The sequence below is a fragment of the Aromatoleum petrolei genome (assembly GCF_017894385.1).
Classification (GTDB): Bacteria; Pseudomonadota; Gammaproteobacteria; order Burkholderiales; family Rhodocyclaceae; genus Aromatoleum; species Aromatoleum petrolei.
In genome coordinates this window covers 1,447,407-1,474,028 of sequence record NZ_CP059560.1, presented here as the reverse complement: position 1 = coordinate 1,474,028, position 26,622 = coordinate 1,447,407, and the positions used below count along the sequence as shown (strand labels likewise).

The 26,622-nt window shown below is 66.3% G+C and carries 24 protein-coding genes; 17 read left to right on the top strand and 7 right to left on the bottom strand.

Annotated features, from left to right (window positions below):
• Positions 1-184 precede the first annotated feature (184 nt).
• Positions 185-1,186: a TerC family protein gene (locus tag ToN1_RS06740; RefSeq protein WP_169207622.1), complete on the top strand. Its 1,002-nt coding sequence runs from the start codon at positions 185-187 to the stop codon at positions 1,184-1,186.
• A gap of 90 nt (positions 1,187-1,276) precedes the next feature.
• Here ToN1_RS06740 and ToN1_RS24890 read toward each other — a convergent pair whose 3' ends face one another.
• Entirely contained in the window at positions 1,277-2,854 is a 1,578-nt protein-coding gene (locus tag ToN1_RS24890) for a calcium-binding protein (protein ID WP_169207621.1), read from the bottom strand.
• Between the two features lie 547 nt (positions 2,855-3,401).
• Here ToN1_RS24890 and ToN1_RS06730 point away from each other — a divergent pair.
• The 3 genes from ToN1_RS06730 (at position 3,402) to ToN1_RS06720 (ending at position 7,327) form a co-directional block, all read left to right on the top strand.
• On the top strand, positions 3,402-4,694 hold the full coding sequence (locus ToN1_RS06730) for a DUF445 domain-containing protein (protein WP_169207620.1): 1,293 nt from the start codon (positions 3,402-3,404) through the stop codon (positions 4,692-4,694).
• Positions 4,695-4,818: 124 nt separating this feature from the next.
• Complete coding sequence (locus ToN1_RS06725) at positions 4,819-6,681, top strand: sulfatase-like hydrolase/transferase (protein ID WP_169207619.1); 1,863 nt, start codon at positions 4,819-4,821, stop codon at positions 6,679-6,681.
• 85 nt (positions 6,682-6,766) lie between these two features.
• Entirely contained in the window at positions 6,767-7,327 is a 561-nt protein-coding gene (locus tag ToN1_RS06720) for a CDP-alcohol phosphatidyltransferase family protein (RefSeq protein WP_169207618.1), read from the top strand.
• 21 nt (positions 7,328-7,348) lie between these two features.
• Here ToN1_RS06720 and ToN1_RS06715 read toward each other — a convergent pair whose 3' ends face one another.
• Complete coding sequence (locus ToN1_RS06715; RefSeq protein WP_169207617.1) at positions 7,349-8,167, bottom strand: IclR family transcriptional regulator; 819 nt, start codon at positions 8,165-8,167, stop codon at positions 7,349-7,351.
• 354 nt (positions 8,168-8,521) lie between these two features.
• Between ToN1_RS06715 and pta the strand changes: the two genes are divergently transcribed.
• The 4 genes from pta to ToN1_RS06695 all read left to right on the top strand — a co-directional run bounded on the left by pta (position 8,522) and on the right by ToN1_RS06695 (position 13,269).
• Complete coding sequence (pta, locus tag ToN1_RS06710; RefSeq protein ID WP_169207616.1) at positions 8,522-9,556, top strand: phosphate acetyltransferase; 1,035 nt, start codon at positions 8,522-8,524, stop codon at positions 9,554-9,556.
• Between the two features lies 1 nt (position 9,557).
• Entirely contained in the window at positions 9,558-10,325 is a 768-nt protein-coding gene (locus tag ToN1_RS06705) for a sulfite exporter TauE/SafE family protein (RefSeq protein WP_169207615.1), read from the top strand.
• Between the two features lie 169 nt (positions 10,326-10,494).
• On the top strand, positions 10,495-12,870 hold the full coding sequence (locus ToN1_RS06700) for an EAL domain-containing protein (protein WP_169207614.1): 2,376 nt from the start codon (positions 10,495-10,497) through the stop codon (positions 12,868-12,870).
• Positions 12,871-12,960: 90 nt separating this feature from the next.
• A complete protein-coding gene (locus ToN1_RS06695; RefSeq protein ID WP_169207613.1) occupies positions 12,961-13,269 on the top strand; it encodes a hypothetical protein in 309 nt (102 codons plus the stop codon).
• A 25-nt stretch (positions 13,270-13,294) separates the two neighbouring features.
• Here ToN1_RS06695 and ToN1_RS06690 read toward each other — a convergent pair whose 3' ends face one another.
• Positions 13,295-13,786: a tellurite resistance TerB family protein gene (locus ToN1_RS06690; protein WP_169207612.1), complete on the bottom strand. Its 492-nt coding sequence runs from the start codon at positions 13,784-13,786 to the stop codon at positions 13,295-13,297.
• A gap of 377 nt (positions 13,787-14,163) precedes the next feature.
• Between ToN1_RS06690 and ToN1_RS06685 the strand changes: the two genes are divergently transcribed.
• The 3 genes from ToN1_RS06685 to ToN1_RS06675 all read left to right on the top strand — a co-directional run bounded on the left by ToN1_RS06685 (position 14,164) and on the right by ToN1_RS06675 (position 16,447).
• The gene (locus ToN1_RS06685) at positions 14,164-14,670 is read left to right on the top strand and encodes a PepSY domain-containing protein (protein WP_169207611.1); all 507 of its coding nucleotides are present in this window, start codon (positions 14,164-14,166) and stop codon (positions 14,668-14,670) included.
• A gap of 68 nt (positions 14,671-14,738) precedes the next feature.
• Positions 14,739-16,058 (top strand): ferredoxin reductase family protein, encoded by a 1,320-nt coding sequence (locus tag ToN1_RS06680; RefSeq protein ID WP_169207610.1) that lies wholly within the window; start codon positions 14,739-14,741, stop codon positions 16,056-16,058.
• A gap of 53 nt (positions 16,059-16,111) precedes the next feature.
• Positions 16,112-16,447, top strand: coding sequence for a cupin domain-containing protein (locus tag ToN1_RS06675; RefSeq protein ID WP_169207609.1), 336 nt, complete (start codon positions 16,112-16,114; stop codon positions 16,445-16,447).
• A 145-nt stretch (positions 16,448-16,592) separates the two neighbouring features.
• Here ToN1_RS06675 and ToN1_RS06670 read toward each other — a convergent pair whose 3' ends face one another.
• From ToN1_RS06670 to ToN1_RS06655, 4 genes are read right to left on the bottom strand one after another with little or no spacing between them, the layout of a single operon-like run.
• Positions 16,593-16,967 (bottom strand): Lin0512 family protein, encoded by a 375-nt coding sequence (locus tag ToN1_RS06670; protein WP_169207608.1) that lies wholly within the window; start codon positions 16,965-16,967, stop codon positions 16,593-16,595.
• Positions 16,960-17,313, bottom strand: a complete 354-nt coding sequence (locus tag ToN1_RS06665; protein WP_018992786.1) for a Lin0512 family protein — start codon at positions 17,311-17,313, stop codon at positions 16,960-16,962. The genes ToN1_RS06670 and ToN1_RS06665 overlap by 8 nt, the downstream gene beginning before the upstream one ends.
• 35 nt (positions 17,314-17,348) lie before the next feature.
• Positions 17,349-19,091, bottom strand: coding sequence for a cobaltochelatase CobT-related protein (locus tag ToN1_RS06660; RefSeq protein ID WP_169207607.1), 1,743 nt, complete (start codon positions 19,089-19,091; stop codon positions 17,349-17,351).
• Positions 19,088-20,065 (bottom strand): AAA family ATPase, encoded by a 978-nt coding sequence (locus ToN1_RS06655; protein ID WP_210148046.1) that lies wholly within the window; start codon positions 20,063-20,065, stop codon positions 19,088-19,090. Before ToN1_RS06655 ends, ToN1_RS06660 begins: the two co-directional genes overlap by 4 nt.
• A gap of 230 nt (positions 20,066-20,295) precedes the next feature.
• On the opposite strand from ToN1_RS06655, the gene ToN1_RS06650 reads away from it, so the two are divergent.
• The 6 genes from ToN1_RS06650 to ToN1_RS06625 all read left to right on the top strand — a co-directional run bounded on the left by ToN1_RS06650 (position 20,296) and on the right by ToN1_RS06625 (position 26,615).
• A complete protein-coding gene (locus ToN1_RS06650; protein ID WP_244860988.1) occupies positions 20,296-21,723 on the top strand; it encodes an amino acid permease in 1,428 nt (475 codons plus the stop codon).
• A 291-nt stretch (positions 21,724-22,014) separates the two neighbouring features.
• Complete coding sequence (gene xsc / locus ToN1_RS06645) at positions 22,015-23,826, top strand: sulfoacetaldehyde acetyltransferase (protein ID WP_169207604.1); 1,812 nt, start codon at positions 22,015-22,017, stop codon at positions 23,824-23,826.
• A gap of 111 nt (positions 23,827-23,937) precedes the next feature.
• Positions 23,938-24,948, top strand: coding sequence for a YeiH family protein (locus tag ToN1_RS06640; protein WP_210148122.1), 1,011 nt, complete (start codon positions 23,938-23,940; stop codon positions 24,946-24,948).
• A gap of 13 nt (positions 24,949-24,961) precedes the next feature.
• Positions 24,962-25,171, top strand: coding sequence for a sulfur carrier protein ThiS (thiS, locus tag ToN1_RS06635; protein WP_210148045.1), 210 nt, complete (start codon positions 24,962-24,964; stop codon positions 25,169-25,171).
• A 27-nt stretch (positions 25,172-25,198) separates the two neighbouring features.
• A complete protein-coding gene (locus tag ToN1_RS06630; protein ID WP_244860987.1) occupies positions 25,199-26,032 on the top strand; it encodes a thiazole synthase in 834 nt (277 codons plus the stop codon).
• A 163-nt stretch (positions 26,033-26,195) separates the two neighbouring features.
• Positions 26,196-26,615: a nuclear transport factor 2 family protein gene (locus tag ToN1_RS06625; protein WP_169207602.1), complete on the top strand. Its 420-nt coding sequence runs from the start codon at positions 26,196-26,198 to the stop codon at positions 26,613-26,615.
• Positions 26,616-26,622 lie beyond the last annotated feature (7 nt).

Sequence of the window (26,622 nt, the reverse complement as noted above, 5' to 3'; positions counted from 1 at the left end):
GCAGGGGTTGCCCGGCGCCCGGGCAGTCGTTTCCTGACGGCTGCGAGCAAGACCTTTGCCGCGATGGCGGAGGTCCCCTTGTCGTATCCACGGCCCTTCGTCCTCGCAGGACAAAGGGCCGTTCTGTTTTTTGCGCGTGCGGCGCGGGCAGGACGGACTGGCGGATCCGGCAAGGAGAGAACTCATGGAAACAGTCGGTACATGGTGGATGTGGGCAGGCTTCTTCGGCATCGTCCTGGCGATGCTCGCGGTGGACCTGTTCGTGGTTGGCGGGGGACGCCAGCATCGCGTGAGCTTTCGCGAGGCGGCGAGCTGGTCTGGCGTATGGGTGGCGGTGTCGCTGGTCTTTGCGGCGGGTTTGTGGGGTTACCTCGACGGTTCGCTCGGACGCGAGGTCGCTAATCAGAAGACGCTGGAATTCCTGACCGGCTACCTGATCGAGAAGTCGCTCGCGGTCGACAACGTGTTCGTGTGGCTGATGCTGTTCGGCTTCTTCGCAGTACCACTCGAACTGCAGAAGCGTGTGCTGGCTTACGGCGTGATCGGCGCGATCGTGTTGCGCACGGTGATGATCTTTGCCGGCGTGTGGCTCATCGCGAAGTTCCACTGGATCCTGTACGTGTTCGGGGCGTTCCTGCTCTTCACCGGGGTGAAGATGTGGTGGTTCGCCGAGGCGCAGCCCGATCTCGCGAACAATCCGTTGATCCGCTGGCTGCGCGGGCACATGCGCATCACCGACCACCTCGAAGGCGAGCGTTTCTTCGTGATGCGCAGCGAGGGCGGACGTCTGGTGCGTTACGTGACCCCGCTGTTCCTCGCCCTGGTGCTGGTGGAGATCTCGGACGTGATCTTCGCGGTGGACTCGATCCCGGCGATCTTCGCGATCACGACCGACCCCTTCATCGTGCTGACCTCCAACGTGTTTGCGATCCTGGGCCTGCGCGCGATGTACTTCTTGCTGGCGGGCATGGCGGACCGCTTCTCGCTGCTGAAGTACGGCCTGGCGCTGGTGCTGGTGTTCATCGGCACGAAGATGTTGCTGATCGACGTGATCAAGATCCCTGCGGCCGTGTCGCTTGGGGTGGTGGCGGCGATCATCGGCGGCGCGATCGTGCTGTCGCTACGCCGGAGCCGTAATGCGGACGAGAATGCGCGAGAGGCGGTGAGCGAGGGGCGCGGGGCCTGAGGGCGGCGCGGTCGTTAATGGAAACGGGGCAGACGCCCCGCCGGATTCGGCGGGAGCGCTTGCCCCGGTGCAGCCACGGATGCGTAGCGGTCAGATGACGGTGACGTCGTCCGCCGTCAGTGTTCCGGCGCTCAGCGTTGCGATTTGCACCGCAGCGTCTGCGCCGTTGCCGTCGGCGTCGTAGTACAGCGCGCCGTTGGACGTGTCGAAGACTAGCAGGTCGTCGGCTTCCAGAGCCACCGCGCCTGCGCCGCTGACGAAGTTGCCGGCCGCGAGGGCACCATCGGTGGTGAAGGCGGTGAACACGCTGTTGTCGATCCAGATTTCGTCGGTGCCGCTGACGAAGTCGGTGATCGTGTCGGTGCCGGTGAGGTCATCGAACACGAACACGTCGGCGCCTGCGCCGCCGGCGAGGACGTTCGAACCCGCGTTGCCGTCGAGGATGTTGGCGCCGGCGTTGCCGGTTGCGCTGAATGCGCCAGTGCCGGTGAGCTCAATGTTCTCGACGTTGGCGAGCTTCGCCAGACTGAAGTCGGACGAGGCGATCACCGTGTCGTTGCCTTGGCCGGCTTGCTCGACGATCTTGTCCTTGGCGTTGTCGACGACGTAGGTGTCGTTGCCGTCACCGCCAGCCATCTTGTCCGCATCGGCGCCGCCGTCGATGAAGTCGTCGCCGGCTCCGGCCTTGATGTTGTCCTTGCCGGCGCCGCCGTTGATGGTGTCGTTGCCGCCGCCGGACATGATGGTGTCGTTGCCTGCGCCGCCGTCGATGATGTCGTCGTCGTCGCCGGCGGTAATCTTGTCGTTGCCGCTGCCTGCATCGACGACATTGAAACCACTCCCGGCGCTGATATTGTCGTTGCCGCTGCCGCCGTGGATCTCGTCGTCGCCGTCGCCGCCGGTCAGCTTGTCGTTGCCGTCGTCACCGTCGAGGAAGTCGTTCCCGGCGCCGCCATCGAGTTGGTCGTTGCCGCGGTCGCCGAGCAGGTCGTCGTCACCGTCGCCGCCGGAGAGGTGATCGTTACCCTTGCCGCCGAGGAGTTGGTCGTCGCCCGCGAGGCCGAACAGCTTGTCGTTACCGTCGTTGCCATCGAGCACGTTGTCGAGATCGCTGCCGGTGATGTTGTCGCTGCCGCGCGAGCCGACGATGTTCTCGATGCCGATGAGGGTGTCGGTGCCCTGGCCGCGGGACGAGCCGCTCGTGAGGTTAACGGTGACTTTCTTCGACGAATCATCATAGTGCACGGTGTCGTCGCTGCCGGTCCCGTTGTAGGTGTCGTCGTCCTTGTGGCCGCCATGGTCATCGAAGTCGGTGCCGGGGAACTGCGCGTGCACGATGTCTTCCACGAAGTCCTCGAAGAGCTCTTCATTGAGCAGGAGGGCGCTGAACTGCGTGGTCGTGAGGGACAGATCGCTGACAAGCATCAGCGAAGCGCCGCCCCCATCGCGGAAATCGAGGGAGGAGATCGTGCCCGCGCTCAGATCGCTGGCGGGGAAATTGCCGTTGATCACGAGAGTGCTCGCGTGCGGCAGGTCGTCGCCCTCATAGGTCAGGCTGAGCGTGATCTGCGAGGTCGTGGCCGACACAACGGTGGTGGAGCTGATGTCTCCGGCCAGGTCGTCGGCATGGTCGGTCGATACGGACGGGGCGAGGGTGATCGTTGCCATGTGCAATCTCCTAACAGACTTCTAAGGGGTAGGTCGGGGCATTGTTCCGTTGTTGCGGGAGATACTCACCGGTGGTGCCGTCAGCCGGTTCCGGAAGGCGGGAAATTTCACCCCGCCTTGATCGGTGAACACATCAACGTGGTAAAAATTCCCGCGTATTTGCGAGTGCTAGTGTAATCCGCATCGGGTAAGGCGTCAGGGGATAATGTAAGTAGTTGTTTCCTGACTTCCGCCGGGGCAACTTTAGCCTCCCCATGTCGTCGCCATCGGCTCAAGAAGCGTGCCGAGCCTGTTCAGCGGCGTTTGCGATGCGGCGCAACGGAACCCGGTTACAACTTCGTCGCTGACGTCTGGCGTCCGGCGCATGTCGCAATGAAGGGGCGCGGCCGGGTGCTCGGTTCCGTGGGCGCGAAGGGGCTCGTTGTCCGATGGGGCGCCTGCGCGTGTAAGCTGATTGCATGGGCTGTGGCATGGAGCGCGGAAGTATGGCAGGTCTGCTTTCCACGACTGTGAGAGTTTGCTCGGGGACCGGGCGGGAGGTGGCGGAATGAGCGGCACGGCGGCGGCCAAGGCCCGCGAGCTGGCGAAGATGAAGCGCGTCGCGCTCGCGCTGCTCTCGACGGTGACGCTCCTGTTCGTGCTGGCCCGCCTGCAGCACGGCGTGGGCATCTGGGGCTGGGTCGCGGCCTTCGCCGAGGCGGCGATGATCGGCGCGCTGGCCGACTGGTTTGCCGTCGTTGCCCTGTTCAGGCATCCGCTCGGCCTGCCCATCCCGCACACGGCGATCATCCCGGCGAACAAGGAGCGCATCGCGGGCAACCTGGCGGCCTTCATCCGCGACAAGTTCCTCGCCACCGATACCATCGTGCGCAAGCTGCGCGCCTTCGATCCGGCCGGCCGCCTGGCGGTGTGGCTGCAGCAGCCGGACAACGCGGCGCTGATGGCGGGCAAGCTGGCGTCGGCGCTCGCCGGCTGGCTGGACTTCATCGACGACGCGCGCGTGCGCCGCTTCCTCGCCGCTGCGATTCGCGGGCGCTTGAAGGACCTCGACCTGTCGGCGATGTCGGGACAGATCCTCGACGGGCTGACGGCCGACGATCGCCATCAGGAGGTGCTGGACGCAGCCCTCGCGCGCCTGGCGCGCTGGCTGGACGCCCCCGAGGTGCAGGCGGCGTTCGCGGCGATGATCGTCGAGGTGGCCGGCAAGGAGTATCCGAAGGTGTTGCGGGCGGTGGGCCTCGTGACCGACACCGAGGAGTTCTCGCGCCGCATCGCGGGGAGCATCGTGCGCGGCATCAACGGCTGGCTGCACGACATCGGTGACGATCCGCAGCATCCGCGCCGGCTGGCGTTCGACGAATCGGTGGCGGAGTTCATCGAGCGCCTGAAGACGGACGCGGATCTGGCGGCGCGGATCGAGGCGGCCAAGCGCGACATGCTCGCGCACCCGGCGATGGCCGAGTACCTGAACGGGCTGTGGGACGATATGAAGACGTGGCTGCGCAGCGACCTGCAGCGTGCCGACTCGCATCTCGCGACGCGCCTGCGCAGCGCCGCGATGGCCTTCGGTGTGACGATCGCCGCCAATCCGGCGCTGCACGATTCGCTCGACGATCACCTGCAGTCGGCGGTCGTCGCGCTGGCGGACGATTTCCGCGACGGCCTGGCCGACCACATCGCCTCGACGATACGCGGCTGGAAGGACGAGGACTTGGTGCGCGAACTGGAGCTGAGCGTCGGGCGCGACCTGCAGTTCATCCGCCTGAACGGGACGCTGGTGGGGGGCGCGATCGGACTGCTGCTGCATGCGCTGACCTTGCTGGCGGCGAGGGCAGGATAGGGGGCGAGCGGGGCGGCGCGCCGGTTTCACAATGTCTTGACATGCGTTCGACGGGCGTTTGACGGCGCGGTCGTCATTCTGACGCGCTGATAAAACCGTCCGATCGACGCAACGGGAACCGCCCATGCCCTTTCCCCTCACCCAGCTCGTGCTGAGGCGCTACTACGCGCTGCTCTACGTCGCCGTTTTCGCGATGATCGCGCTCTTTTGGCCGCATGCCGAAGTGGGGGCGGCCGGAGCGCGCGTATTCCTCGTTGCGGCAACGGCGGGCTATGCAGGCTTGTACGTCGCGCCGCTGTGGATCCTGAGCTCGGCGCTGGGCCGGCTGCTGCGCAGTTTTCCGGGATGGCGCGTGCGGGTGCCCTACGCGGTGGCCTTCGTCGGCGGCAGCGCCGTGCTGCTGGCGATCTTTGCCGACTACCGCCTGTATGAACTGTACCAGTTCCACTTCAACGCCTTCGTGTGGAACCTGCTCACGACACCGGGGGGCATCGAGGCGCTGGGTGCGACGGAGGCGACGACACGCTCGCTGGCGATGCAGGTGTCGGTCTTCCCGATCCTGTGTGGCGCCGCGCTGGTGCTGCTGTACCGCCACGTCACGCACGGTTGGGCGCCTTCGCCGCGCACGCTGGTCATGGCCGTTGTGGTGCTGTTCTCGGTGCTCTCGGTGGAGGAGGTCGTGTACGCCTACAGCGAGCATGTGGGGAAGGAGGACTACCTGCAGGCGGCCGAGGCGATACCCTTCCACCTGCACACCGGCGCGCGCAAGGTGTTCAAGCGCATGGGTATCGAACAGGCGGCCGTGAAGGAGCTGCGCCTGGCGGGCGGTACCGTCGAATATCCCGGTCATGACCTTCCGGCGAAGGAGGTCGCGAAGCGCCCCAATCTCATCATGCTGGTCGGAGAATCCTTCCGCTGGGACCTGTTGAGCCCGGAGATCACGCCCAACCTGTGGAAGCTGTCGCAGGAGGGCACGCGCTACGAGCAGCATTACAGCGGCGGCAACCGCACGCGCATGGGGCTGTTTTCGATGTTCTACGGGCTGTATGCGCCTTACTGGTACAGCTTCGAGCGGCAGCGCGTCGCACCGGCGCTGATGAACTTCCTGCGCGACCACGACTACCAGCTCGCGATCCACACCAGCCAGAGCTTCGACTATCCCGAGCTGCGCCACACGGTGTTCTCAGGCGTGCCGGAGGCCAACCTGCAGGAGTTGCAGAAGGGCGAACCGTGGCGACGCGACGCGCAGAACATCGACGACCTGATCGGCAAGTTCGACCGCCGCAGTCAGGACAAGCCCTTCTACGGCTTCATGTTCTTCGAGTCGACCCATGCGCCCTACACCTTCCCCGAGGAAACCGCCCTGCGCGCGGACTACCTGCGTCAGCTCGACTACATGAAGCTCGACCTGCGCGACAACATCGATGCGATCCATGCGCGCTATATCAACGCCGCGCATCACGTCGACGCGCAGATCGGACGCCTGCTGGACCACCTGCGGGCGCAGGGCGAACTCGACAATACGGTGATCCTGTTCTCCGGCGATCACGGCGAGGAGTTCATGGAGAAGGGGCACTGGGGCCACGGCCACGGCAACACCTTCCCCGAGGAGCAGATCCGCGTGCCGCTGGTGATCCGCCTGCCCGGCCAGCAGCCGCAGGTCGTAACGCACCGCACCTCGCATCTGCAGATCTCGCCGACGCTGCTGGAGTACCTCGGCGTGAGCGCTCCGTCGCGCAGCTACAGTTCCGCGGATACGCTGGATCACACCGCGGACAATCTCGTGCTGGGCGAGTACGACTACATGGGGATCTTCGACGGCGAGCACAAGATCTCCTTCCCCTACACGCGCAGCTCCTTCTTCCGCTACAGCGTGTTCGACGCGCAGGACCATCCCGTCGCGCGCGAGGAGGGCAAGCAGGTGCTGGCGGAGAAGCAGGCGCTGCTCGACGCGGTGGTGCGCGAAAGCCGGCGCTTCGTGCGTTAGTACCGGGCAGCCTGAAGCGACATCGGCGGAGGGAGTCGGCCGACCATGCATAATGTGGGCGTGGAGCTCACGATGGTCCGGCCAGATGCTCAATATCCCCAACACCATCACCCTGCTGCGTGTCGCGCTGATATTTCCGCTTGCCGTGCTGCTGCGGCAAGGCGAGTTCGGCATCGCGTTGGCGCTGTTTGTCGTGTCGGCGCTGTCGGATCTTGCCGACGGCCTGATCGCGCGCCACTGGAACCTGCGCACGCGTTTCGGCGCGATCGCCGATCCGGTCGCCGACAAGCTGACCATGCTGACAGTGACGCTGCTGCTCGCGTTCGACGGACGGCTGCCGTGGTGGCTCGCGGCCGCGGTCGTGATGCGGGATGTCGTGATCGTGAGCGGGGCGCTTGCCTATCACTACCTGATCGGGATGGTGGAGATGGCCCCGAGCACGATGTCGAAGCTCAATACGGCGCTCGAGTTCCTGCTGCTCGCGAGCGTCCTCGCACTTGGCGCGGGCCTGGTCGATCGCGGAGCGTGGCTCACTGCGCTGACGCTCGCGACCTTCGTGACCATCCTGTGGTCGGGCACGCACTACGTGCTCGTGTGGGGCCGACGGGCATCGCGGGCACGGCGCAGTGGGACTGCGCAATCCTGACTAGCTGGCCCGCGGTAGGCGTCACCCCTCGGCCTCCTCCGCGTCCGGTTCGTTCCCTTCGATGTTGGCGAGCGCCGTCGCGGCGCGCTGCAGGGAGGGCAGGAACTGCAAGGCCTTCTCGCGCGTGAGCCGCATGATCGGCGCCTGGATCGCGAGGCCCATGTTGGACTGCTTGCGCTGGGTCGGAACGAGCACGCCGATGCACAGCAGGCCGGGCAGGAATTCCTCGTTGTCGAGCGCGTAACCGTTGCGCCTGACCTCCTCGATCTCGCGTTCGAGCGCCTCGAGATCGGTAATCGTGTTCGGCGTGAACTTTTCCAGCGGCGCGTAGGCGAGCAGGCGCCGGCGCTGGGCCGGCGTCATCTGCGCGAGGAAGAGCTTGCCGGTGGCGGAGCAGTGGGCCGGCACGCGCGAACCCGGATGGAGGTAGAAGCGCAGCGGTGCGGTCGATTCGAGGCGGTCGAGGTACATCACCTCGCTGCCCGAGAAGGCCGTGATGTTGCAGCTTTCGCCGACCTCCTCGACCAGCTGGCGCAGCACGACATGTCGCGCGCCGTGGGTGGTGCTGTTGAGCAGCAGACTCTCCGCGAGACGGCGCAGGCGCACGCCGGTGCTGTAGTGGCGGCCATCGCCTTCGCGATGCAGCAGACCTTCGGACTCGAGCTGCTGCAGCATGCGGTGGAGGGTGGGTTTCGGTAGTCCCGTTTCCTCGACGAGGCCTTGCAGCGAGACCGTCTGGTCCTTGGCCGCGATGACTTCCAGCAGGCTGAAAAGCCGCATGGTCGGGGTGTCGCCGTCGATGCGGGCGGGTTCCGAGGCGGAGGCGCGGGTGATCTTCATGGCGATCTCGCTGAGGTAAGTTTCGATAAATAATACACCACGTACCGGTTTATAAGAATACTAGTTGACCATCCCTGAGTTTGCATCTAGAGTTCGATCAAGTTTCGAATAACGGAACGAAACGTATCGAAAGTTGTGAATGTACAACGTTGCTGAAGCGTATTGCCGCCCCCAGCGCCTGACCGGCACATGGGCGGTGAGGTCGGCGGGCGCGTGACCTGCGTCGCTGCGCCGGCGGTGCTCCATCCCCGGTATTTCCCTCCACGGCCCCGCTTCCCCGGACGGGGCTGTTACCTGGCCGGAACCGAGTCGTCTCCCAACCCCTTCGGTTCCGGCATTTTTTTGGTGAATGGAATGAAAGCGATCAACCGCATCATCGAGACCGCACGCGCGGAGCCCCGACGCATCGTGCTCAGCGAGGGCGACGACCCGCGCGTGCTGCAGGCCGCGGTGCGCGCGGCGCGCGAAGGCACGGCGAAGATCGTCCTCGTCGGCAGCTGCGCCGCGATCGAGGCCTGCGCCTACCGTGAAGGGCTGGAGTTGGCGGGCATCGAGCTGGTCGACCCGGCGCGCTCGCATCTCACCGAGGGTTTCGTGCGCGTGCTGCTGCGCCTGCGCGCGCACAAGGGCATGACGCTGGAACAGGCCCAACGCGACGTGCTCGATCCGCTGTGCTTCGCGAACCTGATGGTGCGCCTCGGCCACGCGGACGGTTCGGTGTCGGGGGCGGTGCGCACGACCGCCGACGTGGTGCGCACCGCGATCCAGATCATCGGTCCGAACAAGGCGTTCAAGCTCGTGTCGAGCTTCTTCCTGATGATGCTGTGCGAGCCCTTTCACAGCCTGAAGGGCGGGCTGATCTTCTCGGACTGCGGGCTCGTCGTCGACCCGGATGCCGAAGAGCTGTCGGAGATCGCGCTGGCGGCGGCCGACAGCGCACGCAGCCTGCTGATGGAAGAGCCGCGCGTCGCGATGCTGTCCTTCTCGACCAGCGGCAGCGCGAAGCATGCGGCGGTGGACAAGGTGGTGGCGGCCGCGCAGCGCGTGCGCGAGATGCGCCCGGGGCTCGCGATCGACGGCGACGTGCAGCTCGACGCGGCCATCGTGGCCGAGATCGCCAACCGCAAGCTGCCGGATTCGCAGGTGAAGGGGCGGGCGAACGTGCTGGTGTTCCCCAACCTCGAGGCGGGCAACATCGGCTACAAGCTGGCCGAGCGGGTCGGCGGCGCGGTCGCGATCGGGCCGCTGCTGCAGGGGCTGGACAAGCCGGCCAACGACCTGTCGCGCGGTTGCAGTGCCGATGACGTGTTCTACGTGATCGCCGTGACGGTGGTGCAGGCCCAGGCGTCGGAAGCCGCGCGGCGGCGCGAGACGGCGGCAGCGGTGTGAGATGGACGGCGGGACGCTGCTTGCGCTGCTGCTGATCGTCGCGGTGGCGACCTATTTCCAGACGATCACGGGCTTCGGCCTCGGCATGATCGTGATGGGGGCCACCAGCGGCATGCAGCTCGCCTCGGTCGCGACGGTCGCGGCGGTCGTGAGCCTGGTGTCGCTGGCGAACAGCGTCGTCGCGCTGCCCGGGCGCATGCACGGCATCGACTGGCGCGCGGCACGGGCGGCCACCCTGGGCATCCTGCCCGCGATCGTCGCCGGCGTGGTGTTGCTCGATTTCCTGAGCACCACGGCGGCCGGCATCCTGCAGCTTCTCCTCGGCATCGTCATCGTGCAGGGCAGCATCGGCTTCGCCTTGCGCCCGGTGCAGCTCGACGAGCGCTCGTCGGATTTCAGCTTCGCCGCCAGCGGCTTCTTCTCGGGGCTGAGCGGCGGGCTCTTCGGCGTCGCGGGGCCGCCGCTGATCTTCCAGTTCTATCGCCAGCCGATGGATGCGGTGGCGGTGCGCAACATTCTCCTGCTGCTCTTTTCGGTCACGTCCGCGACGCGCTCCGTCTATCTCGGTATGCAGGGCCGGCTCGATGCGGAGATCTGGGTGGTGTTCGCGCTCGCCTTGCCGGTGGTGGCCCTCATGACGATCGTCGGGCGCCGATACCCGCCGCCGCTCGCGGCGCGCACGATGCGCCGCCTCGTGTTCATGCTGCTGATGGCGATCGGTGCCTATCTGGTGATGTCGGCGCTGCCCGCGATCGTGGCCGCCTCCTAGCGAATCGCGCCCGGCTCCGTAATTGCGTCCGGCTTGCAACAGGGTTTCGTGCCGGCATGGCCGGTGCTAAACCGAGAGCGAGGGTGTGAAGCGGGCCGCGGAGCTCGCGAGTCATTGGGAGACGTGCGTGCGAGGGACTGGACTATCCCGGCCGGAGAACAATCCGCAGGTGAAGACCGCCTGGCACAACTTGCTGGTCGGAACGCATCATGGCGCGAACGGGGTGCTGCGGGACGTCATCGGCGAGTCGTGGCGGCGTTGCCTGCTGGGGCGGGTCGATCCGGCGTGCGGCGAGGCGCCGGCGCGCGTCGAGCACGATGATCTCGACACGCTGCGCTCCGCCAACGAGCGGCTGATCGCGGCAAGCGCCCCCTTCCTGATGCAGTCGCGCGATCAGCTCGCGCAGACGGGCACGGTGATGGTCCTCACCGACTCCATGGGTGTCGTCCTCGACGTGGAGGGCGACCCGCGCCTGCGCACGGCGATCGGCGAATTCGGCATGACGCCGGGGAAGAGCTGGAGCGAATCGGGCATCGGCACGAACGCGATCGGCACGGCGCTCGCGCTTGCGCAACCGATTCAGGTTCATGGCGCCGAGCACTTCTGCGAGCCGATCCAGCGCTGGACCTGTTCGGCGTCCGTGATCCGCGATCCGGTCGACGGCTCGGTCGTCGGTGCGCTCGACATCTCGGGGATGAGTCGGGACTATTCGTCGCACTCGCTGCCGCTCGTCGTCACGACGGCCAACAGCATCGAGAACCGGCTCGCGCAGATGGCGCTGGAGGAGCGTTTCCAGCTGCTCGAGGCGAGTGTCGCGGCGCTCGGGGCGGCAAGCGGCGTGGTGCTCTTCGATGCGCGCGGCCGGCTCGTGAAGGCCAATGCGCGCGCGGCGCCGGTGCTCGCCGCGGAGGGCGTCGTGTTGAGCGCCGAGACCCGCATCCCCGTCGCCGGGCGTGCGGTGCCGGAGCCCGAGGCCGAGTGCTTCCTGCCGGCACGGCTGCTCGCGGAGCGGCTCGAGCCGGTGTTCCGCGGGCGGCGCCTGCTGGGGTACGTCGTCTCCCTGCCCGAGCCGGCGATGCGTGCGCCGGTCGGCGGTGAAGTCGATGCCGCCGTCCGGGCGTCCTCGCCGTCGGCAAGGACAGTCGCGCGAGGAGCTCCGGCAATCCGTCCGGAGTCCGGGAGCAGCGGACGGATGGGCGACGCCGTCGAGGACCTGCAGCGCCGGCTCGCCTTCCTGGCGACGCACGACGGCCTCACGGGCCTGGCGAACCGCAGGCTGCTCGCGCAGCGGCTCGCCGACGCGCTCGCGCAGGACCTCGATTCGGAGGAGGGCGTGGCGGTGCTGCTGATCGACCTCGACAACTTCAAGGACATCAACGACACCCTCGGCCACGACTTCGGCGACTTGCTGCTCGAGCAGGTGGCCGACCGCCTGCGACGCTGCCTGGCCGATGCGCACACGCTTGCCCGGCTCGGCGGCGACGAGTTTGCTGCGGTCGTGAAAGGGCAGGGCGGGGAGGCCTTGGGCGGACTGGTCGCGCGCACGCTGGACTATCTGGGCGCGTCGTTCTGCATCGAGGGGCAGGACGTGTTCGCGGCGGCCTCGATCGGCATCGCCGTGTTCCCGGCCGACGGCGATACCGCGTCGGTGCTGATGAAGAATGCAGACGCCGCCCTGCACGAGGCGAAGGCGCTCGGTCGCAATCGTTGCCGCTTCTTCGCCGCCGGCATGCAGGAGCAGGCGCGCGCCCGCATGAGCCTTGGCGCCGGATTGCGGGCCGCGATCGAAGGTGACCGCTTCCGCGTCGTCTTTCAGCCGCAATACCGCCTCGAGGCCGGTCGTCTCGTCGGCGCCGAGGCGCTGGTGCGCTGGCACGATCCCGAACTGGGGGACGTGTCGCCGTCGCGTTTCATTCCGGCGGCGGAGGAGGCCGGCCTGATCGTGTCGATCAACGACATCGTGATGGCCAAGGTGCTGGCGCAGATCGCGCTGTGGCGGATGCGCGGGCTGGAGCCGCCGCGCATTTCGATCAACGTCGCCGCGCAGCAGTTGCGCGAGCCGGGTTTCGTCGACCAGCTGTGCCGCCGGCTCGAACAGCAGGGCGTGCCGGCCGGTGCGATCTGCCTCGAGCTGACGGAAGGAACGCTGCTCGAGGATATCGACGGCACGGCGCGGATGTTCGAGCGGCTCGCCCGGCAGGGCATTGCGGTGAGCATCGACGATTTCGGGACCGGCTACTCGTCCTTGTCCTACCTCAGCCGCCTGCCGGTGCATGAACTCAAGGTCGACCAGAGCTTCGTGCAGGGCATCGCGGGTGAGGCGGGCAAGCGCTCGATCATCGTGGCGATTGTCGAGATGGCCCACGCGCTCGGGATCGAAGTGCTCGCCGAAGGCATCGAGACCGAGTCGCAGCTCGCCTTCCTGAAGGAGCGGCACTGCGAGATGGGTCAGGGCTACCTGTTCCATCGCCCGCTGGTGGTCGAGGAATTCGAGAAGCTGATCCCGCCGGCTCGGGCGTGGTCTCGTCCTGAGATTGTTTTATAGCTATTGGCAATAAGATTAAGGGGTTCTAATAACGCGAGTGCGCGGTATCCTCCACTTCGATCTTTCGTTGTGCAGAACTGGAGGCCCACGATGTCCGAACTCCTTGGTGTTACCGCTGCCGTGCTGACCTTCGTGTCCGCCGCCTGCTTCCTCGGGCGCACGCGCAAGCAGGAAGGGCTCGCATGGCTGGAGAGCCGGCCGCAGGACGTAGCTCGGCTTTATCTGCGGCACGCGTCGGACGTCGATGCCTATTGGCTGCACGTGGAGTTCCGCAACGGGCGCAAGCGCATGGTCGCAGCGCCGTGGGAGATCGACGATGCATTGCGCCGCCTGGCGCCGCTGGGGTTGCGGCTGTCGGCGCAGGACCGCGACGCGCTCGCGCGCCAGCGTCATCAATGAGCGCCGCGCGCGGCAGGCGACGAGACTATTCCGCCGGGGACTCCGGTTCGGCCACGCCGGCCGCGGCCCGGCCACGCTGCTTGGCTGCGACGAAATCGCCGCGGGGAATGTAGAGCAGGTCGCCGAGCTTGCGCATGAGGTGGTTCTCGTGATGGCTCAAGGTGCCATCCGCGTAGGCCACCTGCCACAGATACTCGACCATGCGCAGCTTCTGCTCGGTGCTGAAGCTCTTGTTGAGCCGCGACGTGAAACTGTACAGGTCGGGCGCATCGCGCGACGTGGCGTCGGCAAGCTCCATCAGCCGCGCGATCTCGTCGTCACCCAGCTTGAACTTGTCGCGCAGGGCCTGCACGACGGTCGTGCGCTCGACCGGAGAGTAGTCCGCATCCGACCTCATCACCTCGACGAGGAGTACCGCTGTCGCAAGCTGTAGCGCGTGATCGGGGCCACCGGCCTTCGCCGCGGCGGCGGGCGCATCGGTGAGTGCGTTGAACAGGTCCTTCAGGCTGGCAAACATCGTGGTGGGGCGTCCGGCTTCGAAATCGACATGGGGTGAGTGTAGCCGGGCGAGCGGAGAGTTCCTTCTTCGTTCCAATTGCGGCCTGAGGGAAGCCTGTGGTGGGTTACGGCCACAACCGGCCAACTGCTTACACTCCCGCGCCGACATTCGAGTGAATCCTTCGATCAGGAAGCAGACTGACAAGCCCAAACCTCAGACTGCGGCCATCAAGGTCCGCGAAACTTCCCGGTCTTGCCCGCGTGATCGCGGCGGCGGCCTCGCTTCTCATTGCTGACCCGGCAGGAGCGTTCAGCGCGCATTCAGTTCGCTCCGTTCAGGATTGCGCCACGGTCATCGAATGGTGACCACAGCCAAAATGAACTGGAGAAATCACCATGCGCACGAATAAGTCTATCGTCACCCTCACCCTAAGCGCGAGTCTGCTCGCCGGAGGAGTCATCGCATCGGCGTTCGCCGCCGGCAATTCAGCCGGCACCGGCGGCGCCCAATGGCTGACGCCACACGAAGTCCAACTCAAGGTCGAAGCCCTGGGTTACCGCGATCTCACGAAACTGGAACGCGAAAACGACAAGTACGAGATCAAGGCCAAGAACGCGGACGGCCGTCTCGTGAAGATTGATGTCGATCCCGTCACGGGGGCCGTCCTCAAGACTGAAGTGAAGCGTGACAAGGACATCCGCTCGGGGGCGACCACGGGATTAACCTTGCATCAGGCGCAGGTCAAGGTCGAAGCGATGGGGTATCGCGACATCCAGGAGATCGAGCGTGACGGAGACAAGTTCGAAGTAACGGCCACTGACCGGGAAGGCCGACTGGTCGAGCTCGATGTGGCGCCCCTCACCGGTGAAGTCCTCGACACCGAGGTCAAGCGCAACAACTGAGCCGCCGCCCGAGGGGGCGCCGCCCACGCCGGCGCCCCTGCCGTCATTCCGTCAAAAGAGGGTTTCCGATGGTCTTCATCCTGTCCTCATTCATCGCCCTTCTCACCCTTGCCTGGGGCCTCGCCGCGAGTGTCGACGGCGGCGGTGGCGCGTCGCTACCGTGGCTGATTCGCGAACAGGCGCTCTATCTCAGTGGCGTGCTGGGCATAGGCCTGATGTCGCTGGCGATGGTGCTGGCCACGCGGCCGGCGGCGCTCGAGCGTCCGCTCGGCGGGATGGACCGCATTTTTCGCCTGCACAAGTGGGCGGGCATTCTCGCCGCAGTCTTCGCCGCCCTGCACTGGCTCATCGAGATGTCCGACGATCTGCTCGAATCCGCCTTCGGCAAGACCGGACAGGTCCCCGAGGCGCACTTTGGTGCACTCCTGGAAAACCTGCGCGACGCTGGCGAGGAGTTGGGCGAATTCGCGATCTACCTTGTACTGGGAATGATCATCCTGAGTCTGTGGAAGCGCTTCCCATACAAGTTCTGGCGCTATCTCCATCGCGCAATGCCGGTGCTGTATCTGCTCCTCGCCTTCCACGCCGCGGTGCTCGCGCCACCGGACTACTGGGCTCGGCCGATCGGGTGGTTGATGGGGGGGCTGCTCGCGGCCGGCGCCGCAGCATCGGTGTTGGCGTTGACGGGGCGCATCGGCCGGGATCGGCGCGTGTCCGGCGTCGTTTCATCGGTCGCCTCGCCGGCTCCCGACATCACCGAAGTAACCTGTCGTCTCGACGCCGGATGGAAGGGGCATCGTGCGGGCCAGTTCGCCTTTATCGGCTTCGATCGCATCGAGGGCGCGCATCCCTTCACCATTGCGAGCGCCGATCGCGGCGACCAGACGGTGACCTTCGAGATCAAGGCGCTGGGCGACTACACGCGTCGCCTGGCGACACGCGTTGCGGTCGGCCAGCCCGTCACTGTCGAAGGGCCGTACGGACGTTTTGTGCTCGAGCGCCAGGATCGGAACGCGCGCCAGATCTGGATCGCCGGCGGCATCGGCATCACGCCCTTCCTCTCCTGGCTGGATGCGCTACGCGCCGCCCCCGACTCGGCTGCGCAAGCGGAGCTTCACTACAGCACGCGTAACGCCTCGCATGATCCCTTCGTCGAACGCTTGCAGCGACTGTGCGGAAGACTTCCCTCGGTTGAGCTTCATATCCACGATACATCGGCGGGGGCGACCCTGACACCGGAGCAGTTGGCCGCGTCGCTGCCGCAAGCGGGGCGCACCGAAGTGTGGTTCTGCGGACCGAGGCCATTTGGCGATCAGTTGGAGGCCGGGCTGGCCGCAATCTGGGGCCGACGCCTGAGATTTCGTCGGGAGGCCTTCGAGATGCGCTAAGGCTTGAGGATGGGCGATCCAGTCGTCTTATTCTTATTCTTCGAGGGAGCATTATGAGCAGCGAAAAAACCGGGACTGAAGTGCAGAAGCTCAAGACCCTGCTTCCGTATCAGGACAGCGCAATCGTGAGCCGAATGCTCGTGAAGAATTCCGCGGGCAATGTGACGCTGTTTGCCTTTGACGGGAATGAGGGTCTAAGTGAACATACGGCGCCGTTCGATGCACTGGTTATCGGCATTGAAGGCCACGCGGAAATTCCCGTGGGCGGCGTCGTTCATTCGGTAGGCGAAGGCGACGCACTGCTCATGCCCGCTGGCGTGCCTCACGCCGTGCGTCCGATCGACGGGTTCAAGATGTTGTTGATCATGATTCGCGGGGAATCGGAATAGGATCTGTGAATTGCTCGGGACTCGCGGCAAGGAGCAGCCGCTTGTCACGGGACGCTGTCCTTGAAGCATTGATGGCACGGATGACAACGACGGGCCGTCATCCGCTTGTCACCGCTCGTGATGCCCTGCCGCGAGCTGTCCGGCATCACTCCCGCGCGGGCATCAGTCGCCACGCATCCGATTCGATCGGCAGCCAGGCCTCGATGGCGGCGGTGGCGACGACGTGGAGCATGTCCTGCTCGGGGGGGCGCACGTCGAGGCCGCCGAAGACGACCTTGACCTCGGGACGGCCGCGCGGGAGTTCGGCGCGGACGACTTCGGCGTCGACGAGCTCCGGGCGCTGTACGCCGATCGTGACCTGCACGCGCATGTCCTGGGTGTCGTAGCCCAGGGTGCGGAACAGCGGCATCACGGAGTGGTGCAGGGCGTCCTGCACGGCGCGGCAGGCGGCCTTGGTGTAGTCGCCGCCGAGGAGGTCGTTGCCGGTGCCCATTTCGAGGATCAGGCGCTTTTCAGGCATGGGCGGGCTCCAGGTCGAAGGAGACGATGACGGCCGCGTTCGCGATCACGGTGACGCCGGTGCCGTCGTGCTTGGGGATGTCGAGCCCGCCGGGCACGACCCTGATCGTGGGCTTGCCGTAGGGGAAGACTTCGAGCAACGGCGCGAGCTCGACCGCTTCGGGTTTCTGCACGCCGATCTCGACGTCGATCAGCATCTCTTCCTTGGGGAAGCCGAAGGCCGAGGCGACGTTGAGGGAGTTGTGCCACAGCGCGTCGCGGATCGCGCGTGCGGCGGCCTGGGTGTAGTCCTGGCTGCGGATCGAGGTCCCCATGCCGAACTGCACCACCATGCGGGTCTTTGCCATGCTTTGCCGGTCTCCTGGTCGGTGGATGGGCGCGCTCAGCGGTGGGCGTGGCCGCCGATGAGCTGCACGATTTCGGGGAAGAGCGTGTTGTCGAGCCCCTGCGTCATGTCGGCCGCGAGGCTGCGGCGATAGAAGGGGCTCAGATCCAGGCCCACGCCGAGGCCGAGGATCTCGACCGCCCCTTCGCGGCTGCGCCGTGCGACGACGTCCTTGAGGTGATTGTCGAGGTAGAAGGGGTCGTTGGCCAGCCCCGTGGCGCTATCCGAGGGGCAGCCGTCGGAGATCACGATGAGGATGCGGCGGCCTTCCGGGCGCGCGAGCAGGCGGTTGCACGCCCAGTCGACCGCTTCGCCGTCGATGCCTTCGCGGAAGAGGTCGGCCTTGAAGAGCGCGGCGATGTCGGTGCGCGCGCGGCGCCAGTTGCGGTCGGCGTCCTTGAACACCATGTGGCAGACCTCGTTGAGCCGCCCCGGGTGCGACGGGCGGCCGCGGCTCATCCAGTCGCGATACGCGCGCCCGCCGTTCCACGCGCCGGTGGTGAAGCCCAGCAGCTCGGTTGCGACGCCGATCATGTCGAGGGCGCGCAGCAGCGCGTCGATCATTACCGCGACCGGCTCGATGTGCGCCTTCATCGAGCCGGAGCAGTCGAGCAGCAGGCCGACGATGCAGTCGGACTGCGGCAGGTGGCGTTCCTGGCGGAAGACGCGGCGCTCGGCGGGCGAGCTGATGACTTGAGCGAGGCGGCGGCCGTCGATGTGGCCTTCCTCTTCGCCGAAGCGCCAGCCGTCGCGCGTGGGGCGGGTGAGGACGGCGGCGAGCTGGCGTGCGAGCCGCGGGAGGTTGAGGCCTTGTTCGGCGACGCAGCGATCCAGCCGTTCGCGGTACTCGCGCAGCAGCGCGCGGCGCACGAGCGTGCCGGCGGCGACTTCGCTGTCGAAACGGGTGGTGTACACGCGGTAGGCGAGGGCGGCATCGGCGAGCACCTTGCTCGTGCCGGTAGTCGCGGCGGCGATGCCGTTGTCGCCGTCGCCGGCGTCGTCGAAGTCGAGCAGCAGGGCGAAGTCGCGCGTGGCGGTTTCGTCCTGGTCGGCCTCCTCCCCGTCTTCGGCCGCGGTCTGCTCGGCCCGCACGCGCTCGCCGACGATGCGCGCGATCTCCAGTGCGTGCGGCGCGAAGGCGGTCTGGTCGTGGCGCTGGCGGCGGATGCCCGCGAGGGACGTGCCCATCGCCGAGACGAGGCCCATGCGGGTGCTTTCGATGTAATCCTCGGTGTCTTCGAGGACGGGGCGGGTGGTGAGGCGCGACCAGCACATCTGCGCCACGGTGTACAGCAGGATGCCGACGCTGCCTTCGGTGAGGCCGGAACGGTAGAAGGCGCGCGACCAGCTCACGAAGCGCTCGTGCAGGTTGTGCACCATGCCGGGCATGGCGGCGGGCGCGAGGGTTTCGACGCGCAGTTGTTCGAGCAGCTCGAAGACGAGACGCTCGACCGGGTCGGCGGGGGCGAGGCGGGTGTGCAGGGCGGGGTCCGAATGCAGCAGGCGCAGCGCGATGCCGTCGGCGGCGGCGCGGCAGTCGGCGAAGGCGTCGGTGCGGGCATCGATGCGCAGGTGCGGGGTATGGACGGGCACGCTGCGTTCGCCCGCATACAGGCGCCGTCCGCGGTAGTGCAGGGCGGGGCGGCCGGTGAGCGCGCGCAGCGTCGCCGCGCACAGCTCCTCGACGCGCTGCTGGCGCCGCGCCTGTTGCTGCGCGTTGGGCGCCGGGGCCTTGCTCACGCCGCGGCCTCGCGCATCCAGGATTCGTCGAGTTCCGTGCCGAAGCAGCGCTGGTAGTACTCGGCGACGATGGGGCGCTCGGCCTCGTCGCACTTGTTGAGGAAGGACAGCCGGAAAGCGAGCGCCGGGTTGCGGAAGATCTCGCAGTTCTCCGCCCAGGTGATCACGGTGCGCGGCGACATCAGCGTCGACAGGTCGCCCGCGGCGAAGCCCTTGCGGGTGAGCTCGGCGACCGCGACCATCGAGCGCACGAGCTCGCGGCCCTTCTCGTAGTTCTTCGCCGGCACGCGCGCGAGCACGATCGCCACTTCCTCGTCCGCGGGCAGGTAGTTGAGCGTCGCGACGATGTTCCAGCGGTCGATCTGGGCGTGGTTGAGCACCTGGGTGCCGTGGTACATGCCCGAGAGGTTGCCCAGGCCCACGGTGTTCGAGGTCGCGAACAGGCGGAAGAAGGGATGCGGGCGGATCACGCGGTTCTGGTCGAGCAGCGTGAACTTGCCGTCGCGCTCGAGGATGCGCTGGATCACGAACATCACGTCGGGGCGGCCGGCGTCGTATTCGTCGAAGATCAGTGCGACGGGGCGCTGCAGCGCCCAGGGCACGATGCCTTCCTGGAATTCGGTGACCTGGCGGCCGTTGCGCACGACGATCGCGTCCTTGCCGACGAGGTCGAGGCGGCTGACGTGGCCGTCGAGGTTCACGCGCACGCAGGGCCAGTTCAGGCGCGCGGCGACCTGCTCGATGTGCGTCGATTTTCCGGTGCCGTGCAGGCCCTGGACCATCACGCGGCGGTCGCGCGTGAAGCCCGCGAGGATCGCGAGCGTGACGTCGGGGTTGAAGCGGTAGGCCTCGTCGATCTCGGGCACGTGGTCCTCGCGGGTGCCGAAGGCGGGCACCTTCAGGTCGGAATCGATTCCGAACAGCGAGCGGACCGAAACCAGCTGGTCCGGTGTGTCGAGCGCGGTTTCCGTCACGGCAGTCTCCTGGGGGCTTGTGCGATTCATGATAGTCATGTTCCGGTAAAAGATACAAGGCGTTCCAAAAAAAGAAATATAACTTGACGTCGTTGGAGCTTGATCCTACATTCAGATCAAAACGGCGAATCGGTGCATAAGGCTGGGCGGGCTGGGCCGCAACGGGACGCACAATAAAACGGCAGGGACCTGTCGTGGCCGCGATGGCCGCGCCAACGGAGGAGACGGACGTGAAACCGGAAGCTGGAAATTCGCGTGGGCTGCAGCACGGCCTCAAGCAACGGCACATGACGATGATCGCGCTGGGCGGCGTGATCGGCGCGGGCCTCTTCGTCGGTAGCGGCGTGGTGATCAAGTCGGCCGGCCCGGCCGCCGTGTTGTCCTTCCTGATCACCGGCGGGCTGGTGGTGCTGGTGATGCGCATGCTCGGCGAGATGGCCGTGGCGATGCCGGGGGTGGGCGCCTTCTATGAATTCGCCCGCACCGCGTGGTCGGACCGGCCCGCGGTCGGCAATCTTGCCGGCTTCCTGACCGGCTGGATGTACTGGTACTTCTGGGTCATCGTCGTCGCGCTCGAAGCGGTCGCCGGGGCGGATCTCGTCCGCTACTGGCTGCCGGACGTGCCGGCCTGGATCATCAGCCTGGTCCTGCTGGTGACGCTGACGATGACCAACCTGATCTCGGTGAAATCCTTCGGCGAGTTCGAGTTCTGGTTCGCGTCGATCAAGGTCGCGGCGATCATCGTGTTCCTGTTTCTCGGCGGCCTGTACGTGCTGGGGATGTGGCCGGACGCCACGGCCGGCGTCGCCAACCTGACCGAGCACGGCGGCTTCATGCCGAACGGCATCGTGCCGGTGCTGACGGGGGCGGTCGCCGCCACCGGCTTCTACTTCGGTGCCGAGATCGTCACGGTCGCCGCGGCCGAAACGGCGGAGCCGGAGCGCGCCGTCGCGAAGGCGACGAGTTCGGTGATCACCCGCGTGCTGGTGTTCTACGTAGGCTCGGTACTGCTTGTCGTGTGCCTTGTGCCGTGGAACTCCAGCGCGATCGCGACGCCCTACGTCAGCGCGCTCGACGCGATCGGCATTCCGGCTGCGGCGCAGATCATGAACGCGATCGTGCTGACCGCGGTGCTGTCGGCGCTGAACTCCGGCCTCTACGCTTCGTCGCGCATGCTGTTCGCGCTGACCCGGCGCGGCGATGCGCCGCAGGTGCTCGCGAAGGTGAGCCGCAACGGCGTACCGGTGCCGGCGATCCTGATCGGCACGTTGTTCGGTTACGGGGCGGTGGTGATGTCGTATGTGTCGCCCGACACGGTGTTCGCCTTCCTCGTGAATTCCTACGGCACCGTCGCGATCTTCGTCTATGTGTCGATTGCCGTATCGCAGCTGCGCCTGCGTGCCCGGCTCGAAAAGGAAGATCCGGCGCGCCTGCGCGTGAAGATGTGGTGCTACCCCTACCTCACCTGGGTCGCGATCGTCGGCATGCTCGCGATCGTCGTCGCGATGGCCTTCATCCCCGAGCAGCGCACGCCGTTGCTGCTGGGAGTGGCGAGCCTGGGCATCCTGCTTGCGCTGTACGGCATGAAAAGCCTGTGGGCGATGAAGCCGGACGTCGCGCCCGTCGTGATCGACGCGCAGGCTTTCGAGCGATCCTGATCCCTCCGCGCGCGGGGTAGGGGCTGTTACCGGCCCCGCGCCGCCGCGCTTCGGCAGAAAACGGCATCCGTCGCCGATTGGCGCGGATGCCGTTTTCACGTCCACGCCCTGCCGATCCCGCTGTGCTTCGATGCGATTTCAAAATAAGAGACAAATGGTTCAGAAAAACGAAATTTGTCTTGACGTCTCCAAAAGGTCGACGTACATTGAACTCAAGTATCGAATATCGGAACGCTAGGTACCGAAAACGATATCTTGCCCTCGCGAATACTCGACAAGGAGACAGCAGCAATGAGCGAACAAGACCGCCGCACCGTCGTCAGCGGCCCGCACAAGATGACCCCGTCGGAAGCCTTCGTGGAAACGATGGTGGCCAACGGCGTGACCGACATGTTCGGGATCATGGGCTCGGCCTTCATGGACGCGATGGACATCTTCGCGCCCGCAGGCATCCGCCTGATCCCGGTGGTGCATGAGCAGGGCGCAGGACACATGGCCGACGGCTTCTCGCGCGTGTCGGGTCGTCACGGCGTGGTGATCGGCCAGAACGGCCCCGGCATCTCCAACTGCGTGACCTCCATCGCGGCGGCCTACTGGGCGCATAGCCCGGTGGTGATCGTGACCCCCGAGACCGGCACCATGGGCATGGGCCTGGGCGGCTTCCAGGAATGCAACCAGCTGCCGATGTTCCAGGAATTCACCAAGTATCAGGGGCATGTGACCAACCCGGCGCGCATGGCCGAATACACCGGGCGCTGTTTTGACCGCGCGATGAGCGAGATGGGCCCGACCCAGCTCAACATCCCGCGCGACTATTTCTACGGCGAGATCACCTGCGAGATCCCCAAGCCCAGCCGCCTCGACCGCGGTGCGGGCGGTGAGCAGAGCCTCGACGAGGCGGCCGAGCTGCTGGCGAAGGCGAAGTTCCCGGTGATCATCTCGGGCGGCGGCGTGGTGATGGCCGACGCGGTCGAGGAGTGCAAGGCGCTCGCCGAGCGCCTGGGCGCTCCGGTCGTGAATAGCTACCTGCACAACGACTCCTTCCCCGCGAGCCACCCGCTGTGGTGCGGCCCGCTCGGCTACCAGGGCTCGAAGGCGGCGATGAAGCTGATCAGCCAGGCCGACGTGGTGGTGGCGCTGGGTTCGCGCCTCGGACCCTTCGGTACGCTGCCGCAGCACGGCATGGACTACTGGCCGAAGAACGCCAAGATCATTCAGATCGACGCCGACAACAAGATGCTGGGCCTGGTGAAGAAGATCTCGGTGGGCATTTGCGGCGACGCCAAGGCCGCTGCCAAGGCACTGACGTGGCGCCTGACCGGTCGCACGCTCGAATGCGACGCCACGCGCGAGCAACGTTACGCGAAGGTGCAGGAAGAGAAGACCGCGTGGGAGCGTGAACTCGACGAGTGGACGCACGAGCGCGACCCGTTCAGCCTCGACATGATCGAGGAAAACGCCAAGGAAAAAACCTTCAACGGCGGCGAGTACCTGCATCCACGCCAAGTGCTGCGCGAGCTCGAGAAGGCGATGCCGGAAGACGTGATGGTGTCCACCGACATCGGCAACATCAACTCGGTCGCCAACAGCTACCTGCGTTTCGAAAAGCCGCGCAGCTTCTTCGCGGCGATGAGCTTCGGCAACTGCGGCTACGCCTTCCCGACCATCATCGGCGCCAAGGTTGCAGCCCCGCATCGCCCGGCGGTGTCCTACGCCGGTGACGGCGCGTGGGGCATGAGCCTGATGGAGACGATGACCTGCGTGCGTCACAACATCCCGGTGACCGCGGTGGTGTTCCACAACCGCCAGTGGGGCGCGGAGAAGAAGAACCAGGTGGACTTCTACAACCGCCGCTTCGTCGCGGGCGAACTCGACAACCAGAGCTTTGCGGAAATCGCGCGGGCGATGGGCGCCGAGGGCATCACCGTGGATCGGCTGGAGGACGTCGGTCCGGCACTGAAGAAGGCCATCGACCTGCAGATGAACCACGGCAAGACCTGCATCATCGAGATCATGTGCACGCGCGAACTGGGCGACCCGTTCCGCCGTGACGCGCTCTCGAAGCCGGTGCGCTTCCTCGACAAGTACAAGGACTACGTCTGATCCAGCGTAGCTGCTAAGGATGCCGGGGCGTGTCGCGCCCCGGCATCCGGCCCGACATCCCCACCGGACCCCGATCCAATGACCACTCAAACGACAATTGCGCCGCCCGCGATGTTCAGCGGAGTGCGCGTTCTGATGCCGGGCTTCATGCTGTGCGCCGTGATTGCCGTTGCGGCGACCTTCGTGTCCGAGCATTACGGCGGACCGCAATTCCTCTACGCGCTGCTGCTGGGCATCGCGTTCCATTTCCTGTCCGACAGCGACAAGTGCATTCCGGGCATCGAGCTGTCGGCGAAGAAGCTCGTGCGCTTCGGCGTTGCCCTGCTCGGCGCGCGCATCGTCGCCAGCGACGTGAGCGACCTGGGGCTGATCGGCGTCGGCGCGCTCGTCGGCGCGGTGGTGCTCACGATCAGCTTCGGCCTGCTGCTCGCCCGCATCCTCGGCCTGCCGCCGCTGCTGGGTTTGTTGTCGGGGGGCGGCACCGGCATCTGCGGCATCTCCGCGACGCTCGCGATCTCCTCGACGCTGCCGGCGACGCGCGAGAACGAGCGCTACACGCTGCTCACCGCCATCGGCGTCGCGATCTTCTCGACCGTCGCGATGGTGCTGTATCCGCTGGTCGTGAAGTCGACCGGCCTGTCGGTGAGCGAGGCCGGGCTCTTCCTCGGCGGCTCGATCCACGACGTGGCGCAGGTGGTCGGCGCCGGCCTGATCATCTCGCCCGAAGTGGGCGATGCGGCGACGCTGGCGAAGATGTTCCGCGTCGCAATGCTGATGCCGGTGGTCGTCGTGCTCGCGCTGGTGTTCCATGCCGAGCGCAAGAAGGAGAACGGCGGCAACGCCAAGAAGACGCCGATCCTGCCGCTCTTCCTCGTCGCCTTCGCGGCGCTGGCGACACTCAACAGCCTGGGCCTGCTGTCGCACGAGCTGGTCGAGGCGAGCTCGACGCTGTCGCGCTGGTGCCTGGTGATCTCGATTTCCGCGTTGGGCGTGAAGACCTCGCTCGAGAAGCTCGCCGAGCTGGGCTGGAGGCCGATCGTGCTGATGTCGGGCGAGGCGCTGTTCGTCGCCGCCTACATGCTGGCGGTGGTCTTCGCCGCCCGCCTGATCGGCGCGCATTGACGGAGGAGCGCCCGTGGCCAGCGTAACGATAGAACTGAACGGCGCCGCGCACGTGCTACCGGCCAGGCATACGCTGCACGACCTCATCGCAAGCCTGGACCTGCTCGGCAAGCGTGTGGCGGTGGCGATCAACCGCGAGGTGGTGCCGTCGCCGCACTGGCCGCGTCGCGTGTTGAAGCCGGACGATCGCGTCGAGGTCGTCGTCGCGATCGGCGGCGGCTAGTAAACAAATAGTGGAGGAGCGAACGGAATGAAGCTGAACGACACCCCGGACGAGATTCGGCCCGCCGCGACCGAGGGCGGGCAAACGAGGGGGCTCACGATCGCCGGCAAGACCTACGCGTCGCGCCTGCTGGTGGGCACCGGCAAGTACCGCGATTTCGACGAGACGCGCGCGGCGGTCGACGCGAGCGGCACCGACATCGTCACGGTGACGATCCGCCGCGTGAACATCGGCCAGCACGCCCACGAGCCGAGCCTGCTCGACGCTGTGCCGCCCGAGCGCTTCACGATCCTGCCGAACACGGGCGGCTGCTACAACGCCAAGGACGCGGTCTACACCTTGCAGCTCGCGCGCGAACTGCTCGGCGGTCACAAGCTGTGCAAGCTGGAGGTGCTCGGCGACGAGAAGACGCTGTTCCCGAACATGCCCGAGACGCTGAAGGCGGCCGAGGCGCTGGTGAAGGAGGGCTTCGAGGTCATGGTGTATTGCAGCGACGACCCGATCCAGGCGCGCATCCTCGAAGACATCGGCTGCGTCGCGGTGATGCCGCTGGCGAGCCTGATCGGCTCGGGCATGGGCATCCTCAACCCGTGGAACCTGTCGCTGATCATCGAGCAGGCGCGGGTGCCGGTGATCGTCGATGCCGGCGTGGGCACCGCCTCCGATGCGGCGATCGCGATGGAGCTGGGCTGCGACGGGGTGCTGATGAACACCGCGATCGCCCATGCGCGCGAGCCGGTGCGCATGGCGCGCGCAATGGGCCTGGCGGTGCAGGCCGGGCGCGAGGCCTTCCTCGCCGGCCGCATGCCGCGCCGTTTTGCGGCTTCGCCGTCGTCGCCGATGGCAGGCCGGATCGCGTGAGCATCACGCGATGCGTTAAAATTTCAAAAAATTGGAAAATTTGTACCGATAATCGAAATTCATCTTGACAGCGTCGCGGCGCAGTCCTAATGTAAATCAAGTTTCAAAAAACGGTACAAGACGTTTCATATTAGGCAAAATAGTTTTCCGGAGATTTACTTTCATGAGCAGCCTGACCGCCACCCCGATTCGTAACGAAGTCACCGCCGAGACGCTGAAGGCCTTTGCCGACGCCTGGAACCGGCACGACATCGAGGCTCTCATGAGCTTCATGGCCGACGACTGCGTGTTCCACGCGGTGGCCGGGCCGGAGCTCTTCGGCAAGAGCTTCGTCGGCCGCGATGCGGTACGCGCCGGTTTCGAACTCGCGTGGCAGACCTTCCCCGATGCCGCGTGGCTCGACGGCGAGCACTTCGTATGCGGCGACCGCGGCGTGTCGGAGTCCACCTTCAGCGGCACCAAGGCCGACGGCACCCGCATCGAGGCGCGCATGGTCGACGTATTCACCTTCCGCGACGGCAAGATCGCGGTCAAGAACGCCTACCGCAAGGACCGCCCGCCGGTCGCCAAGGCGGGCAACTGAGCATCCC

Bases quoted from the DNA above. Each gene is read 5' to 3' on its own strand.
- ToN1_RS06640 (WP_210148122.1), top strand. From the start codon at position 23,938: ATGTTCAGCGGAGTGCGCGTTCTGATGCCGGGCTTCATGCTGTGCGCC.
- ToN1_RS06705 (WP_169207615.1), top strand. From the start codon at position 9,558: ATGGACGGCGGGACGCTGCTTGCGCTGCTGCTGATCGTCGCGGTGGCG.
- ToN1_RS06690 (WP_169207612.1), bottom strand. From the start codon at position 13,786: ATGTTTGCCAGCCTGAAGGACCTGTTCAACGCACTCACCGATGCGCCC.
- ToN1_RS06740 (WP_169207622.1), top strand. From the start codon at position 185: ATGGAAACAGTCGGTACATGGTGGATGTGGGCAGGCTTCTTCGGCATC.
- ToN1_RS06685 (WP_169207611.1), top strand. From the start codon at position 14,164: ATGCGCACGAATAAGTCTATCGTCACCCTCACCCTAAGCGCGAGTCTG.
- ToN1_RS06665 (WP_018992786.1), bottom strand. From the start codon at position 17,313: ATGGCAAAGACCCGCATGGTGGTGCAGTTCGGCATGGGGACCTCGATC.
- ToN1_RS06630 (WP_244860987.1), top strand. From the start codon at position 25,199: ATGAAGCTGAACGACACCCCGGACGAGATTCGGCCCGCCGCGACCGAG.
- ToN1_RS06670 (WP_169207608.1), bottom strand. From the start codon at position 16,967: ATGCCTGAAAAGCGCCTGATCCTCGAAATGGGCACCGGCAACGACCTC.
- ToN1_RS06715 (WP_169207617.1), bottom strand. From the start codon at position 8,167: ATGAAGATCACCCGCGCCTCCGCCTCGGAACCCGCCCGCATCGACGGC.
- ToN1_RS06680 (WP_169207610.1), top strand. From the start codon at position 14,739: ATGGTCTTCATCCTGTCCTCATTCATCGCCCTTCTCACCCTTGCCTGG.
- ToN1_RS06725 (WP_169207619.1), top strand. From the start codon at position 4,819: ATGCCCTTTCCCCTCACCCAGCTCGTGCTGAGGCGCTACTACGCGCTG.
- ToN1_RS24890 (WP_169207621.1), bottom strand. From the start codon at position 2,854: ATGGCAACGATCACCCTCGCCCCGTCCGTATCGACCGACCATGCCGAC.
- xsc (WP_169207604.1), top strand. From the start codon at position 22,015: ATGAGCGAACAAGACCGCCGCACCGTCGTCAGCGGCCCGCACAAGATG.
- ToN1_RS06730 (WP_169207620.1), top strand. From the start codon at position 3,402: ATGAGCGGCACGGCGGCGGCCAAGGCCCGCGAGCTGGCGAAGATGAAG.
- ToN1_RS06675 (WP_169207609.1), top strand. From the start codon at position 16,112: ATGAGCAGCGAAAAAACCGGGACTGAAGTGCAGAAGCTCAAGACCCTG.
- ToN1_RS06625 (WP_169207602.1), top strand. From the start codon at position 26,196: ATGAGCAGCCTGACCGCCACCCCGATTCGTAACGAAGTCACCGCCGAG.
- pta (WP_169207616.1), top strand. From the start codon at position 8,522: ATGAAAGCGATCAACCGCATCATCGAGACCGCACGCGCGGAGCCCCGA.
- ToN1_RS06720 (WP_169207618.1), top strand. From the start codon at position 6,767: ATGCTCAATATCCCCAACACCATCACCCTGCTGCGTGTCGCGCTGATA.
- ToN1_RS06695 (WP_169207613.1), top strand. From the start codon at position 12,961: ATGTCCGAACTCCTTGGTGTTACCGCTGCCGTGCTGACCTTCGTGTCC.